15 protein-coding genes, 8 tRNA genes and 1 rRNA gene are annotated in these 15,178 nt (G+C 36.6%); 6 read left to right on the top strand and 18 right to left on the bottom strand.

The genetic code is table 11. The features are described from left to right. Window positions 1-65 precede the first annotated feature (65 nt). Window positions 66-683: a zf-HC2 domain-containing protein gene (locus tag ACFPM4_RS10340; RefSeq protein ID WP_382351059.1), complete on the bottom strand. Its 618-nt coding sequence runs from the start codon at window positions 681-683 to the stop codon at window positions 66-68. 17 nt (window positions 684-700) lie between these two features. After that, window positions 701-1,264, bottom strand: a complete 564-nt coding sequence (gene sigW / locus ACFPM4_RS10335; protein WP_144922884.1) for an RNA polymerase sigma factor SigW — start codon at window positions 1,262-1,264, stop codon at window positions 701-703. A gap of 197 nt (window positions 1,265-1,461) precedes the next feature. On the opposite strand from sigW, the gene ACFPM4_RS10330 reads away from it, so the two are divergent. Beyond that, window positions 1,462-1,641: an aspartyl-phosphate phosphatase Spo0E family protein gene (locus ACFPM4_RS10330; RefSeq protein WP_144922887.1), complete on the top strand. Its 180-nt coding sequence runs from the start codon at window positions 1,462-1,464 to the stop codon at window positions 1,639-1,641. A 115-nt stretch (window positions 1,642-1,756) separates the two neighbouring features. On the opposite strand, the gene ACFPM4_RS10325 is transcribed toward ACFPM4_RS10330, so the two are convergent. The 10 genes from ACFPM4_RS10325 to ACFPM4_RS10280 form a co-directional block, all read right to left on the bottom strand. Beyond that, a tRNA-Lys gene (locus ACFPM4_RS10325) sits at window positions 1,757-1,829 on the bottom strand. Window position 1,830: 1 nt separating this feature from the next. Beyond that, a tRNA-Gln gene (locus ACFPM4_RS10320) sits at window positions 1,831-1,905 on the bottom strand. Window positions 1,906-2,032: 127 nt separating this feature from the next. After that, window positions 2,033-2,117 (bottom strand) — tRNA-Tyr (locus tag ACFPM4_RS10315). Between the two features lie 13 nt (window positions 2,118-2,130). Then, window positions 2,131-2,206: transfer RNA gene (locus ACFPM4_RS10310), tRNA-Thr, on the bottom strand. Window positions 2,207-2,229: 23 nt separating this feature from the next. Next, a tRNA-Val gene (locus ACFPM4_RS10305) sits at window positions 2,230-2,302 on the bottom strand. 231 nt (window positions 2,303-2,533) lie between these two features. Next, window positions 2,534-2,608, bottom strand: a tRNA-Glu gene (locus tag ACFPM4_RS10300). Window positions 2,609-2,632: 24 nt separating this feature from the next. Then, window positions 2,633-2,705, bottom strand: a tRNA-Thr gene (locus tag ACFPM4_RS10295). 1 nt (window position 2,706) lies between these two features. Then, window positions 2,707-2,781: transfer RNA gene (locus ACFPM4_RS10290), tRNA-Asn, on the bottom strand. A 31-nt stretch (window positions 2,782-2,812) separates the two neighbouring features. Further along, window positions 2,813-2,927 (bottom strand): 5S ribosomal RNA (rrf, locus tag ACFPM4_RS10285). Window positions 2,928-3,047: 120 nt separating this feature from the next. Then, a complete protein-coding gene (locus ACFPM4_RS10280; RefSeq protein WP_144922891.1) occupies window positions 3,048-3,299 on the bottom strand; it encodes a hypothetical protein in 252 nt (83 codons plus the stop codon). A gap of 159 nt (window positions 3,300-3,458) precedes the next feature. On the opposite strand from ACFPM4_RS10280, the gene ACFPM4_RS10275 reads away from it, so the two are divergent. Beyond that, window positions 3,459-4,208: a polysaccharide deacetylase family protein gene (locus ACFPM4_RS10275; RefSeq protein ID WP_144922894.1), complete on the top strand. Its 750-nt coding sequence runs from the start codon at window positions 3,459-3,461 to the stop codon at window positions 4,206-4,208. Window positions 4,209-4,251: 43 nt separating this feature from the next. On the opposite strand, the gene ACFPM4_RS10270 is transcribed toward ACFPM4_RS10275, so the two are convergent. Continuing rightward, window positions 4,252-4,950, bottom strand: coding sequence for a KinB-signaling pathway activation protein (locus tag ACFPM4_RS10270; RefSeq protein WP_382351054.1), 699 nt, complete (start codon window positions 4,948-4,950; stop codon window positions 4,252-4,254). 210 nt (window positions 4,951-5,160) lie between these two features. On the opposite strand from ACFPM4_RS10270, the gene gerD reads away from it, so the two are divergent. Continuing rightward, window positions 5,161-5,799 (top strand): spore germination lipoprotein GerD, encoded by a 639-nt coding sequence (gene gerD / locus ACFPM4_RS10265; protein WP_382351051.1) that lies wholly within the window; start codon window positions 5,161-5,163, stop codon window positions 5,797-5,799. Between the two features lie 54 nt (window positions 5,800-5,853). Here the strand turns inward: gerD and ACFPM4_RS10260 are convergent, their stop codons facing one another. From ACFPM4_RS10260 to ACFPM4_RS10250, 3 genes are all read right to left on the bottom strand, one after another. After that, window positions 5,854-6,909, bottom strand: coding sequence for a P-loop NTPase (locus ACFPM4_RS10260; RefSeq protein ID WP_382351048.1), 1,056 nt, complete (start codon window positions 6,907-6,909; stop codon window positions 5,854-5,856). 135 nt (window positions 6,910-7,044) lie between these two features. Further along, complete coding sequence (cwlD, locus tag ACFPM4_RS10255; RefSeq protein ID WP_144922906.1) at window positions 7,045-7,755, bottom strand: N-acetylmuramoyl-L-alanine amidase CwlD; 711 nt, start codon at window positions 7,753-7,755, stop codon at window positions 7,045-7,047. A 93-nt stretch (window positions 7,756-7,848) separates the two neighbouring features. Further along, on the bottom strand, window positions 7,849-8,292 hold the full coding sequence (locus ACFPM4_RS10250) for a DUF2521 family protein (RefSeq protein ID WP_382351044.1): 444 nt from the start codon (window positions 8,290-8,292) through the stop codon (window positions 7,849-7,851). Between the two features lie 137 nt (window positions 8,293-8,429). On the opposite strand from ACFPM4_RS10250, the gene ACFPM4_RS10245 reads away from it, so the two are divergent. The 3 genes from ACFPM4_RS10245 (at window position 8,430) to pflA (ending at window position 12,633) form a co-directional block, all read left to right on the top strand. Beyond that, complete coding sequence (locus ACFPM4_RS10245) at window positions 8,430-9,116, top strand: hypothetical protein (RefSeq protein WP_382351041.1); 687 nt, start codon at window positions 8,430-8,432, stop codon at window positions 9,114-9,116. Between the two features lie 210 nt (window positions 9,117-9,326). After that, complete coding sequence (pflB, locus tag ACFPM4_RS10240) at window positions 9,327-11,555, top strand: formate C-acetyltransferase (RefSeq protein WP_382351038.1); 2,229 nt, start codon at window positions 9,327-9,329, stop codon at window positions 11,553-11,555. Between the two features lie 328 nt (window positions 11,556-11,883). Continuing rightward, window positions 11,884-12,633, top strand: coding sequence for a pyruvate formate-lyase-activating protein (pflA, locus tag ACFPM4_RS10235; RefSeq protein ID WP_382351035.1), 750 nt, complete (start codon window positions 11,884-11,886; stop codon window positions 12,631-12,633). Window positions 12,634-12,700: 67 nt separating this feature from the next. Here the strand turns inward: pflA and ACFPM4_RS10230 are convergent, their stop codons facing one another. Continuing rightward, window positions 12,701-14,422, bottom strand: a complete 1,722-nt coding sequence (locus ACFPM4_RS10230; protein WP_382351032.1) for a putative bifunctional diguanylate cyclase/phosphodiesterase — start codon at window positions 14,420-14,422, stop codon at window positions 12,701-12,703. Window positions 14,423-14,461: 39 nt separating this feature from the next. Further along, a complete protein-coding gene (treR, locus tag ACFPM4_RS10225) occupies window positions 14,462-15,178 on the bottom strand; it encodes a trehalose operon repressor (RefSeq protein WP_144922928.1) in 717 nt (238 codons plus the stop codon).

Below are 15,178 nucleotides of genomic sequence, written 5' to 3'. Positions count from 1 at the left end.
GATAAAAATCGCCAATTCTCACATTATAAGACATAATAAAAAGACTGTCCTTAGACAGCCTTATATTATTCACCAAAGAAGTTTACTACTTGCTTTCCTAAATTCTTAATTTCGAACCATAGCCATTCAAACATTTGGTTTATTTCCTCAATATCACCAGTAACATTACCAGCAGAAGCCATATATTTTTCACCATTAATTACGGTCACATCACCATTTACTTCTCCTTCGATACGGATATCACCATTTTTCACGGTAATATCCCCCTCTACAACTTCTCCCTCAGGAACAACGACTACTCCGTTTTCCACGACAAGGTTAGGTTGGGCCGTTACGGAGAATTGATTATCATCATTCCATCCACTAAACAAACTTGCACCCATGAGGATAATAAATAAAGATGCTGCTGCAAGAAGTGGGTGATGTCTTAACCACCTTCTTACCCCTTCACTTCTTTTTTCTTTCGGCAAACGCGCCATTACATTCATAGTAAAATTCTCTGGAGTTTGGATATGTGATGTACTTTGTATATATGCAATTGTTCTTTTTAATTCTTGAAAATATTCTTGACAGGCCGTACACTTTTGCAAGTGCTCTTTTAATACCTGTTCCTTTTCCCAAGACAAGTCTCCATCTAAATGTTCTTGCATGTAAAGAACAATCTCTTCTGGACAAGCCTTCAATTTCCTTCTCACCTTTCCTACAAATTGCTCAGTTGCTTTCGGAGCGCCTCTCTCCCACGATGTATGCGTGTTTTTACTGTTCCTAAAGGCATATCGAGAACTTCACTAATCTCGTTTAATGAAAGATCGTCGATATATCTTAAAATAATTACTACCCTGTATTTATCAGGTAAGCGCAAAATTTCGCGTTGAACAATTTCTTGAAGTTCTAATGTCTCCACTTCAGAATCGGGTGATTTTCCTTCTGCAGCAATTTGTGAATACATCGTTAACCCATCAGTACCCGCAACCTCTGCATCTAAAAAATAGTCAGGTTTCTTCTTTCTAATTCGATCGATGCATAAATTAGTCGCAATTCTATAGAGCCATGTAGAAAATTTTCGCTTTTGATTAAAGCTATGAATATTCACATATGCCCTAACAAAAGCCTCTTGTGCAATATCCTCTGCTTCATGTCTGTTCCCGAGCATTCGATAGCACAAATGGAATACTTTGTCTTTAAACAATTCTACAATTTCACCAAATGCTTCTTGATCGCCTCGAAGTACCTGTTTAATTCTTTGATTAACTAGTGCATCCATTCTCTCTTTACCCCCCGCTCTATGCGGTTATCTAATCATACGTTCTTTAAGAAAAAAAGTTTCAATTTATTTTTTTCAACAATAATTTTTTTCACATTACCACTATCTTACCAAAGTTTTCCTCTCTCTTGTTTAAAATTTGATGAAAAGGGAAATACATTAGTAATAGCCTTAAACGAAAGGGGACTTATTTAGTTATGAATCCAGATCTTTTATTAATAGAAATAGAAGAAAAGCGTCAAATGATGATAGAACTCGGTATGTCTTCTTCGTTTGTAGATGAAAGAGTTGTAATGATTAGTGATACGCTAGATAAACTGTTAAATAAATATCAAATGTTAATTTCAAACTCTGAATTAACTCTTCAACAATTATAAATAAATTGGAGTAAACAAAAGAGCCGTAGTCCCTATATGGAGCTACCGCTCTTTTTTTCTTGTTACAAATAAAAGAAGCCTTGAAACATCAAGACTACCGTTACGAGTTATGAAATGAGCCATGAAGGATTCGAACCTTCGACCCTCTGATTAAAAGTCAGATGCTCTACCGACTGAGCTAATGGCTCATGGCTGGGCTAGCTGGATTCGAACCAACGAATGACGGAGTCAAAGTCCGTTGCCTTACCACTTGGCTATAGCCCATCGAAATTAAGAAAAGCATAAAGCTATTCCTTTTAGCAACCAATACCCTTTGTCGATGGCATCTGAAGCTAGTAATGTTATTATGTATAATTCCCTTTAATCAGAAATATATGCAATAAATATTAAATGGTGGTGGGGGACGGATTCGAACCGCCGAACCCGGAGGGAGCGGATTTACAGTCCGCCGCGTTTAGCCACTTCGCTACCCCACCATCGTAAAAATAATGGTGCCGGCCAGAGGACTTGAACCCCCAACCTACTGATTACAAGTCAGTTGCTCTACCAATTGAGCTAGGCCGGCATATTATTTATAGAAATAAAAAATGGAGGATGACGGGATCGAACCGCCGACCCTCTGCTTGTAAGGCAGATGCTCTCCCAGCTGAGCTAATCCTCCGTATTAAAAATTGTGATGAGCGGCGCATTACTGCGTCAGCTTCACTCGTTCAGTCAGTCACGTACGCGTTGTACGCTCCTTCCTTCTCTCCATCGCTTCCTTGTTCTGCTTACTCCTCCCAATTTTTTAAAAATTGGATGAGCGGCGCATTACTGCATAAGGCTTCACTCGTACAGTTAGTCACGTACGTTTTTGTACGCTCCTTCATGTACAGCTTGTACATTTTAAGAATGGTGACCCCTACGGGATTCGAACCCGTGTTACCGCCGTGAAAGGGCGGTGTCTTAACCGCTTGACCAAGGGGCCTTTTTTATTATTATCTCGATTGGAAGCTTCCAACCGGGCTTGAACCGGTGACCTCTTCCTTACCATGGAAGCACTCTACCAACTGAGCTATGGAAGCATGGCTCCGCAGGTAGGATTCGAACCTACGACCGATCGGTTAACAGCCGATAGCTCTACCACTGAGCTACTGCGGAATGATATGTCACTATCAAGCTTATATTGCTTGCCTGGCAACGTCCTACTCTCACAAGGGCGAACCCTCACTACCATCGGCGCTGAAGAGCTTAACTTCCGTGTTCGGGATGGGAACGGGTGTGACCTCTTCGCCATCGTCACCAGACAAACTTTATTATAATCAATTTCGCAATAATTTCAAGTGTTTTTTTAAGAAAAATATTTTTTCTTTATATCAAGTTTTTTTCAACAACGTTTTATACTATATCAAGATTCTTTGTAAGTGTCAATGGTAATTTTCTTTTTTTCCGTTTGATCCGTTTCTTTTTTTAGATGGGAGCATATATTTCATACAATCCTGGGTAGAAGCTATTCTTGTAAATAGTGAAAAAAGTGTTTTATATCTCTCTTCCATTGATATTTTGACAATTGTTTCAATTCTTGAATCATTTAGGTCAAATAAAATTTCATCCATCTCTCTCTTCAAGAGATATATAATTTCTTCTTTCTCTTGATGTTTTAATAATAAACCTAGCATATGCGCACCTCGCTTATTTCAGTATACATAGCTATTTCCAATAATTGAGATATTTATGAATGTCTTTTGAAAAAAAAACCACAATTTACTTTTTCATTCATATAAAGCTATCGGTCAAGCATAGTATATTAGCGGACGGGCATTTGGAGGAGGGATTAAATGAACTTTTTCATTACATTAAACGGACGTAAAGTAAAACAAGGATTTTTCTTAGTTCTAGTTTCTTTTTTTACTGCAGTACTTTTTTTCTCCCAATCCACTCTACACATTCCAGTATTAAGTTCAAATGATGGTCCTAGAGCAATTTATAAGGGGGAAAAAGGAATTAGTCTTACATTTAATATCGGTTGGGGCGACATCCAAGCTGAACCTATATTGGATGTACTTGAAGAAAGCGATGTTCGTTCTGCAACATTCTTTTTATCCGGATCCTGGGCTGAAAAGCATCCAGATACAGTTAAACGTATTAAAGATCTTGGTTTTGAAATCGGATCTTTAGGCTATGCATACGAAGATTACACCGAAATCGATGAAAAGAAAGTCAGAAGGGATATTTTAAGATCCATCGATGTCTTTAAAAAGTTAGGAGTAACAGATATTAAACTGCTCCGTTCACCAACAGGACATTTTGATGAGAAGACACTCAAAATCGCGGAACAACTAGGCTTGACAGTGGTACATTGGAGCCTAAATTCTCAAGATTGGAAAAATCCAGGAGTCGATAAAATAATAGAACAAGTTAATAAAGCAAAGAAAGGTGATATTATTTTATTGCATGCTTCAGATTCTGCAGTACAAACTGCTGATGCATTACCAACAATTATTAATAATCTGCGGGAAAACCATGATCTCGTCACTATTTCTGTACTAATTTCAAACGGTAAGGTGGATACTAAACTAGTCCCCTAAATATAGACATGCATCCCTTATCGGCAAAACAAAAAGCGAATCGTCATCGATTCGCTTTTTTGCTAGTACTATTTTTCTTATTTGCTTTTTTTTCTGATACCTGTTTTGGCTCCTGCTTTGGTTGTTTCTTTGCTCTTTCTTCAGCTGATAACCTATTATATTTTGGTAACATTAATAGTTGGTATGCATTACATGCTAGTAACGGAAAAATCATTAAGTAGATCCAGTTCTCATCATTTGGTCGTAACACTGGTAACCATTCTAAAATCGTAACAACCACCATGAAGAATAAAGCTGATACGAATGTACTACGATTAGTAGTCTTAGCCTTAAAATATGCTGTCACAAGCGCAACAGCTAGGATAAACACCGCTATTCCAATATAAGGAAGTATGCTTTCATCCTCACCTGCAAAAGCCGTAAAACGGAAATAAATGAGGTCGAATAGCACAAATATTACGAGTACAATTTGTACTGCATTCCATAATGATTTTGAACGGAATAGTCCTAAACCAAATTGATGAATGAATAGATATGCAAAGAAACCAACTTGGCTTACCACTGCAAAAATAAATCCTACTCCAACAAGCCATATAAATGTCGATAAAATCGCACCAATTTTCACATCTATAAAGTATGGTTGAAATTCATCCCATCGAATTACAAAACCCAATATTCCTGTAAGTAGTCCACCCAACATGAGTGAATTAAATAAAAATTTTATTAAATTTCTAATTGTCACCGACAAATTCCTCCATCATTTTTATATACCTATCCACAAATTTTAACAATCTTTTCATTAAAAATCTATGATTGTAGGTGTTGTGCATAAATTCTTCACAATTTCTCATATTAAAGGTAGGAGAAATTGTATTAGGAAAGTGAAGTAATGTGTTCTTATTCCCACAAATCTATTGGATACTCATTACTACATAAGAAAGGAGCTTTATGCATGCTTAAAAGGACTTTTTTGCTCCCATTTATGGCTATTTTCATCCTAGCTTCTTGTTCTGCTGGTGAATCAAAGGAATCCACACTAGATTACGAGCAAACCAAAAAAATGATTGTTGATATTTTAAAGACTGATGAAGGAAAAAAGGCAATTCAAGACCTAATGAGTGATGAAGAAATAAAGCAAAAATTAATTATGAATCAAGATATTGTAAAGGAAACGATTCAACAAACACTCACTTCTGAAAAAGGCACAGAATTTTGGAAAAAGATGTATGAGGATCCGAAATTCGCTGAATCAGTAGCGAAAAGTATGAAATCAGAAAATGAGGCATTATTAAAGGATTTAATGAAAGATCCAGAATATCAAGGCATGCTTATCGATATTTTCCATGATCCTGAATTACAAAAGGATATCGCGAAAGCTCTTAAAAGCAAAGAGTTTCGTGAACATTTACAAAAGGTAATGACAGAAACATTCGAAAGTCCTTTATACAAAGCAAAAATACAAGACTTGTTACTAAAAGCTGCAGAAGAAATGGGCAGTGGCGGTGGTGGAAGTCAAGGAAAAAGTGAGGAAGAAGGTAAAAGCGAAGATAGCGGTAGTAAAGAAGAAGGCGGCGGAGAAGAACCTAAATAAAAATACGGCCATTTGCAATCACATGTATTCGTGACGCATATGGCCGTATTTATTTTATGATAATAAATCGACTATTTTCCCTGCAATGTCTGTGTAGATTCTCCCAATTCGATGGTCTGCATCATAGACAGAAGGTGCAAAGTCTTCTTCATTCCAGTCTGGCTGTTGTAATGGAAGTCTTCCTAATAATTCTGTACGTAATTCTTCTGCTAGCTTGTCCCCTCCACCTTTACCAAAGACATACTCTCTCTCGCCTGTTAGTTGGCTTTCAAAGTAGGACATATTCTCGATAACACCAAGGATTTCATGGTTTGTACGAAGTGCCATAGCACCTGCACGTGCTGCAACAAATGCAGCTGTTGGATGCGGAGTTGTGACAATTATTTCTTTGCAACTTGGTAGCATTGTATGTACATCAAGGGCAACATCGCCTGTACCTGGTGGTAAATCGAGTAATAGATAATCTAAATCGCCCCATTCTACTTCTTTGAAGAAGTTATTGAGCATTTTTCCTAGCATTGGCCCGCGCCAAATAACTGGAGAATTGTCTTCTACAAAGAAGCCCATTGATATAACTTTTACACCAAAACGCTCTACAGGGATAATATGATTACCTTTTACTTGAGGACGATTAATAATTCCCATCATATCCGGTACACTGAATCCATAAATGTCTGCATCTATGAGACCTACCTTTTTTCCTTGTCGAGCTAAAGCAATTGCAAGGTTAACAGATACAGTAGATTTACCAACTCCACCTTTCCCACTTGCTATCGCAATAAAAGTCGTTTTACTATCAGGTGCAAGTAACCCACCTTCACTCGGGAGGTCACCTGAAGCACGATGTTTTGCAAGTTCTTCTTCTGATAGTGTTGCAAAACGGATACCGACTGTGGCTGCTCCTGCTTCCTTTAGCTTCTCTACAATCTTTGTTTGTAGTTGCATTTGTTCAGGTGTTCCTGTTTTTGCAACAGCAATTTTAACACTTATATGTGCCTTTTCTTCTTTCACTTTTACCTCGAGAACACCGTTCGTATCTGCAAGAGGTTTATGTAATAATGGATCTTCCATCTTATTCAAAATTTCCAATGCTTTTTGCTCTGTAATCAAAATATTACACCTTCCTCAAAATGGATTTACCCTTCTTTCCCAGTATACCATAATAGGCACAAATCAAAATGTTATACGCTTCCAATCACGAAATTAGGACCGTGCCTCGAATGGCTCAGTCCTATGAAAAATGTTTTATTCTATTGTAGCTTCGTTTGTGAAGAAGCGCATTACACCTTTATATATGGATGCTGCAACTTTTTCTTGGTACTCGTCTTGTTTAAGATTGTTGCGCTCAGTAGGATTAGATAGAAACCCAATTTCTACTAATGCACCTGTTTTTTCAGCGTTTTTCATGAGAAAAACATTATTAATAATTTTTGCTTCCCTATCTGTATTTTCCAGATTACGCACTAATTCAGCTTGGATAAACTTGGCTATCCGTTTGTTATCTGCATTATGTGGTGCAAAAAAAGTTTGTGCCCCACTCCACCGAGGAGAAGGGATAGAATTTAAGTGAATACTAAGAAATAAATCCGCTTCTGACTCATTAATAAGCTTTAACCTTGTCCTAAGATCTTCTGACTTTCGATGGCGTAACTTACTCGTCTCTGGATCTGCTAAATCAGTATCTTTTTCTCGTGTCATTAACACTAATGCACCTTGTTGCTGCAAATAATCACGAAGTTTTTTCGATACTTCTAATGCAATATCCTTCTCGAGCGCATCTGAGTCTCCTGCCCCTCCGTCAGGACCACCATGTCCAGGGTCTAGATAAATAATCTTCCCTGAAAGCGGGAGATTCCATGCCTCAAATGTTTCCTTCGTTTTTAACTGCTGTTGAAAAAGAAGAAACAGTGCTACTGCCCCAGCAAAAACTATGAACCATTTCCAATATTTCCTCATTGCATCTTCCCCTTCTCCCTATCCTCGTAAAAGAATATGGGACAAGTAGCTATTTTAGAACAAAAATGGTTCATGTAATTGTATACAATCACTCTAATGTAACCTTAACTTGTAGCGACGCTCCCCCTTCAGAAAACCTTTCTTCCACCAATAATCCACAAATTTTTCACAAGAGCTATATATACTATCTTCTCTTATCCTTTCTTTATCTAAATTCCAATAAAGCCAAAAATGAAATAATGTATCAATAAATTCATCAATAGATTGTGTACATCTTTTCTTTGCCATATGAATGGTTTCACCATGCATTGAAAATCGACTATACTCCCCACCTATTAAAAAAGCTTCAACTGCCACATCAAAGCATACTTCTTCTACATCCTCGTCCATCGGACCAATTTGTTTTCTGATTTGATTAAAATGGAGCATAACACTTTTTTTCAATTCTTGAACTGGCAAATCACGTAATAATTTGCGTTCATAGGCTAATTGCTTTTCTTTTTTCCTGTCTTCAAAAGATGTTAAAACAGTCATCATTTGCTTCAACCTCCTATATCTAGTTTCCAACTATGTTGAAAAACTCATGCACGCATAGGAGATTTTGACTCTTGGTTTTATTTCCTAAGTGAAACATTTTCTTCATTTTTTCGTCTATTAAATGGGGAGGTGTTTTCATGAGAATCTGGTTACCACTTGCATGTTTAGTCTTTATATTAAGTGGATGTAATAAAATGGAGCAGACCAAGATTGAATGGAATGATTTTCTTCAATTTAATGGAGGAAAATATAGCTCAGACTTGCGTGCAGAACTATCAGATACTGCTTTCATTGGAGAAGTAATTGGTGTGATTAAGCATACTCTTAACGGAAACATACATGATCCAGATTATGAATCAAAAGACGGTGATGCAGCATATTTAGAAGTTGGAACTAAGTTGTACTCCGTAATTAATCATCCCCATTTAATCGCAGTAAAAGATAAAAGCGCAATCAATGGCTATAAAATTTTTTCTCGTGAGAGTACCGACTTTCTTGACTTCCCTGTCTTTACCAAAAGGAAAATATCAAAAATTGAACTATATAATGATGAAATAAAAAAGGAAATAACAGATTCTCAAGTATTAAATGAAATAATTCGCGTTTTTCAATTAGGAAATGTCACTGATCAGGTGAGCTATTCGCAAGATGACATACAGTCTTTTTTCATTATCTTATATACTTCAACACCATTTGCTGGAAAATATAAAATTTTTTATGATGGTGAGCGTTATTTTTTGAACCAACATAATGTTCATATATTTTCTGATGAACTAAATTTATTTTTTGATATTAATGAAGATCTAATGACCGATATATCATAAAAAGTACTACTATCCCTGTTCCCTTTATTTGAATAGGGATATTTTTATAATTTTTTATGAAATCGCTATTATAATACCGAGGACCATGATATAATAAAACTGAAGATATTGCTCACTATTTCACAAATCATACGCTCTTATGCTCATTACTTCACAATATCTTCATCGTTGACATACTAATTGAAAATAGTAAAGGGGGATTTTTCCATCATGAATCATTGGAAAGGTTTCGTAGAAGGTAGTTGGCAGGAGGAAGTAAATGTTCGGGACTTTATTGTGAATAATTTCACATTATACAATGGGAATGGTGATTTTTTAGAAGGTCCTACAGCAGAAACGAATAGGCTTTGGACCCAAGTAATGAAATTATCTCAAGCTGAGCGTGAAAATGGTGGTGTCCTGGATATGGACACAAGAATAGTATCTTCCATTACATCTCACGGTCCTGGTTATTTAAATAAAGATTTAGAGAAAATCGTAGGTATTCAAACGGACAAACCTTTTAAAAGGTCATTACAACCTTATGGTGGTATTCGCATGGCTACTGCTGCTGCAGAATCATATGGATATGAGGTCGAGGATGAAGTAAATGAGATTTTTACGAAATACCGAAAAACGCATAACCAAGGTGTCTTTGATGCATATACCCCTGAAATGAGATTAGCACGATCTGCGGGCATCATCACTGGTCTTCCTGATGCATATGGTCGAGGACGAATAATTGGTGACTATCGTCGTGTTGCTCTGTATGGAGTTGACTTCTTAATACAGCAAAAGCAAAGAGACTTAGAACTTGTCGGAAACGGAACAATGACCGAAGATGTCATTCGTAACCGTGAAGAAATAGCAGAACAAATACGTGCACTGCACGAACTAAAAGAACTTGGTAAAATGTACGGATTTGATATTTCAAAACCAGCAAGTAATGCCAATGAAGCGTTTCAATGGTTATACTTTGCCTATCTAGCAGCTATTAAAGAACAAAATGGCGCTGCTATGAGTTTGGGTAGAGTATCAACATTCCTTGATATTTATATAGAAAGAGATCTACAAAATGGTATCTTGACCGAAAAAGAAGCACAAGAACTCGTCGATCATTTTGTTATGAAATTAAGACTTGTTAAGTTTGCTAGAACTCCCGAGTACAATGAATTATTTAGTGGAGATCCTACTTGGGTTACAGAATCAATTGCTGGGATTAGTTTAGAAGGTAAACCACTAGTTACAAAGAATTCTTTTCGATTTTTGCATACTTTAGATAACCTTGGTCCTTCTCCTGAGCCTAACTTAACTGTCCTTTGGTCCACACAATTGCCAGAGGAGTTTAAAAAGTATTGTTCATATATGTCTATCAAAACAAGCTCTATTCAATATGAAAATGACGATCTAATGCGCCCGATCTATGGTGATGATTATGGAATAGCTTGTTGTGTATCTGCAATGAAAATCGGAAAGCAAATGCAATTTTTTGGGGCGAGAGCAAATTTAGCTAAAGCATTACTCTACGCAATAAATGGAGGCGTAGATGAAATGAAAAAGATCCAAGTAGCACCGAAATTTGCACCAATTACTTCAGACGTATTGAAGTATGAAGAAGTGATGGAAAAGTTCGATCAAGTGATGGAATGGTTAGCAGGTTTATATATGAATACGTTAAATGTTATTCATTATATGCATGATAAATATAGCTACGAACGGATTGAGATGGCTCTACATGATAGAAACGTAGTACGAACAATGGCTGGAGGGATTGCTGGGTTATCTGTTGTAGCAGACTCCCTAAGTGCAATTAAATATGCAAAAGTAAAACCGATTAGAGATGAAAATGGAATAGCAATTGATTTTGAAATAGAAGGGGACTTTCCAAAATACGGTAATAATGACGACAGAGTGGATAAGATAGCAGTTGATCTTGTAAAAACGTTTATGAATAAATTCCAAAAACATCCTGCCTATCGTGGTGCAACACCAACATTATCTGTATTAACGATAACATCAAATGTCGTGTATGGTAAAAAGACTGGTAACACCCCTGATGGTAGAAGAAAAGGTGAACCTTTCGCTCCAGGAGCTAACCCACTACATGGTCGTGATCAAAAAGGAGCGATAGCATCTTTAAGCTCTGTTGCAAAGCTTCCATACGACTACGCCCTTGATGGAATCTCTAATACATTCTCTATCGTACCAAAAGCACTTGGAAGAGAAGAGGAAACTCAGATTACGAACCTTGCAGCGATTCTTGATGGGTATATGAAAAAAGACGGACATCATTTAAATATAAATGTCTTCAATAGAGAGACATTACTAGATGCAATGGAACGTCCAGAAGAATACCCACAACTGACCATTCGAGTTTCTGGATACGCAGTCAACTTCATCAAACTGACAAGAGAACAACAAATCGACGTCATCAACCGCACCTTCCACGAAACTATGTAACACGAAAAGCGGAAGCGACTGTTCAGCGACGTACAAATTTAAAGATTTCTGACGAGATAAAGGAGGCCTACAGGATGTAGGTCACGTCGACGTTGGCACAGGACGTGCCGATTTTAGTCGACGTTCCTATTAGCGATGTTGACTTATCGTAGGAAGAAATCGTAAATTTGCTAGTCGCTAGGAGCTGCAGCTAGACAAAGAAAAGCGGAAGGCGGTTGTAATTGAAGGAAGACTAAGAGCGCAACATCCTTTTGCAACGTCTTCCTGACCCGCATCGTGCGGGCCTGCGACAAGCAAATGTTCTGTGACAAAGAAAGGAGTTGAGGCGATGAAAATACAAACAAGGATTCATTCCGTAGAGTCATGTGGTACTGTGGATGGGCCAGGACTAAGATATATTATTTTTACACAAGGCTGTCTCCTGCGCTGCTTATATTGCCATAATCCAGATACTTGGGCATTTGGAAAAGGGGAAGGAAAAGAAGTCTCTGTCTCTGAGTTAATGAAGGATATTAAAGACTATTTGCCATTTTTGCAAGCTTCAAATGGAGGAGTAACCGTTAGTGGTGGTGAACCTTTATTACATCTCGATTTTCTTATAGAGCTTTTTACGGAATGCAAAAGGTTAGGTATCCACACAGCAATTGATAGTTCTGGTGGTTGCTTTACACGGAAAGAGCGTTTTATTACATCGTTAGATAAATTAATGGAGCTCACCGACCTAGTACTTCTTGATTTAAAACAAATTGATGATAAAAAGCACCGGGAACTAACTTCGGTCTCCAATAGACATATACTTGACTTCGCTAAATACCTTGAAGAAAAGAAAAAACCTGTTTGGATAAGGCATGTGCTTGTTCCAGGTTTCACAGATAATGAGGTGGACTTAAAAAGATTAGGAGCTTATATAAGTACCCTATCAAATGTTGAGAAAGTTGAAGTCCTCCCTTATCATCAGTTAGGAGTCTATAAATATGAAGCTTTAGGAATCGAATACCCTTTAAAAAATGTAAAAACACCTGCTGAAGAAAGAGTCCATTGGGCACACAGCCTTTTAACACAAACAGTGTGTATCTGATATACTTCTTCAATATCTACATTTTGTAAAATCATTAAATAAAAGAGCTAGGATCCTTTTGGGATTCCTAGCTCTTTTCAATTAAAAATTTCTCAAATTCTATTGCTGATAATGGCTTACTAAAATAATAGCCTTGTCCTTGATTACATCCATCTTCACTTAAAATTTCATGTTGTTCCTTTAACTCAATACCTTCTGCTATAACATTCATCCCTAATGTATTTGCAACTGTTATAATTGCATTAACAATGGCCCTACTATTAGGATTTGTATGGATATCTTTAATAAATGCAGCATCTACTTTCAATGTATGGATTGGCAAATCCTTCAAATAACTAAATGAACTATATCCAGTACCAAAATCATCTAGTGAAACTTTTATTCCTATTTGCTTTAATTCTTGTAAAATATGCATCGCATTCTCTATATCAACAAATACACTTTCTGTCACTTCTAATTCTAACCAACATGGATCTAATCCTGTTTCCTTTAATATTGATTTGACCATTTGAATGAAATTAGCGTCTTCTAGCTGATAAACAGAAATATTTACAGATAGCAATATCGGTTCAAAACCTTTATCTTGCCATTCCTTTACTTTCTCACAAGCTGATCTTAGTACCCATTCTCCAATTTTAATAATTAATTTTGTTTCCTCTGCTAGTGGAATAAAATCTCCCGGAGACACAAGCCCTAATTCAGGATGCTTCCATCTTATAAGTGCTTCCATTCCTACAATTTTCAATTGATGTAAATCCATTTTTGGCTGGTAATGGAGGTCAAATTGATTCAAATCAATTGCCTTTCTTAATTCATTTTCAAGTAGAATCCTCTCCAATGAACGTTTTTCCATATCTTTTTGAAAGAATGCAAAACCATTCTTTCCGTTACTTTTCACATGATAAAGTGCTGTATCTGCACGAGTTAGAAGCTTATCTGCATTACTACCGTTGTTTGGAAAGATGGATATACCGATGCTGCATGAAATTGAGATAGAATGATCAAACAGTATAATAGGCTTCTGGATACTATTAATCATCATTTCTGCAAGGTTACGGATTTCATTCTGATTCTCCACATTGTTTACCATAACGACGAACTCATCGCCACTTAACCTGGCAACAACATCGGTTGGCTTTATAACAGAGTTTATACGTTTTGCAGTTTCTATTAAAATTCGATCACCTGTATCATGTCCCCATGTATCATTAATATCCTTAAAACAATCTATATCAATATACATAAGTACAATCAATGAAGATGTATCCATTGCTTGTATAATTTCGTCCCGCAGACGATTCATAAAATAAGGCCGATTCGCAATGTCAGTAAGTGCGTCATGATAAGCCAAATAGTATATTCTATCTTCCATCTGCTTTCTTCTCGTAATATCATAACGGATGGAAATATATTGATAAGGTATTCCCTTCTCATTCAAAAATGGAACAATTGTAGTGTCTACCCAATAATAAGAACCATCCTTTGCCTTATTCCGTATCTCGCCACGCCATATGTTACCTGTACCAATTTGTTTCCACATTTGTTTAAAGAAGTCCTTTGGATGATAACTTGAATTAAGTATACGGTGATCTTGTCCTATTAATTCATCTCGATCATATTGAGAAATATTACATAATAAATCATTTACATATATAATTTTCCCTGTTCTATCGGTAATAGCAACAATTGCAGACTGATCTAAAGCATACTTAATATCCCTGAGTTCGTTTAAATCGTCTTTACTTACTAATGGTGGTATTGAACTATTGTTTGTTTGTTTATTACTCATGCGAAAGGGCACCTCTATTTACCATTCATCTTGAATCGATTAGGTTTGATTTCTACGAGCAAAATCGACGAATCTAAATTTATCAGGGCGATGCCTCGATTCCGTATATTGAAAGAGACTAGCATCCTCCAGATATACATAGTTTTTGATAATAACGATGCTGTGAAATCCTTCTAAATCAAGGAGTTCCTTATCCTCGTCTGTCGGTTCTTCCACAACAATTTCTTTTTTGGCAAAACTAATGACCAAATTGAGTTCGTTCTCTAAATAATGAAAAATAGAATGTTCACAGATTTCTTTTGTCAGGTGAGGCACAATGCTCTTATTGAGGTAATCTTTATCTAATATAATCCGCTCTCCATTTATTTCTCGAATTCTGTTCACATGCCAAACAGCATCTTTTGCTTTTACATTCAGCTGTTGCCTAATATATTCGTTAGGCTTTTCTAAAGAGAACTTCTGTACAATCGTTCTTGGTTTTTCCTTCATTTTCTCGGCTAATTCATGAAAACTAACTAGACCTGAAACAGGAAAATCGAGTTTCGAATTTTTAATTACAACAGAGCCTTTCCCTCTAATCTTCTGAATATAGCCATTTTGAGCTAGCAAATTCAATGCTTTTCTAATGGTTTCTCTAGATGTACCGTACTGTTCTTTTAACTCATGCTCAGAAGGCAGGAGAGAATTAGTTGTGTAATCTCCTGCCTCGATTTTTGTTGCTATTTCATTATGAATCATTAGATACTTATTTATCAT

It is taken from the genome of Lederbergia graminis (genome assembly GCF_042655485.1).
In the GTDB taxonomy this organism is placed as follows: Bacteria; Bacillota; Bacilli; order Bacillales; family Bacillaceae_C; genus Lederbergia; species Lederbergia graminis.
This window is presented reverse-complemented; position numbering and strand designations above follow the sequence as displayed.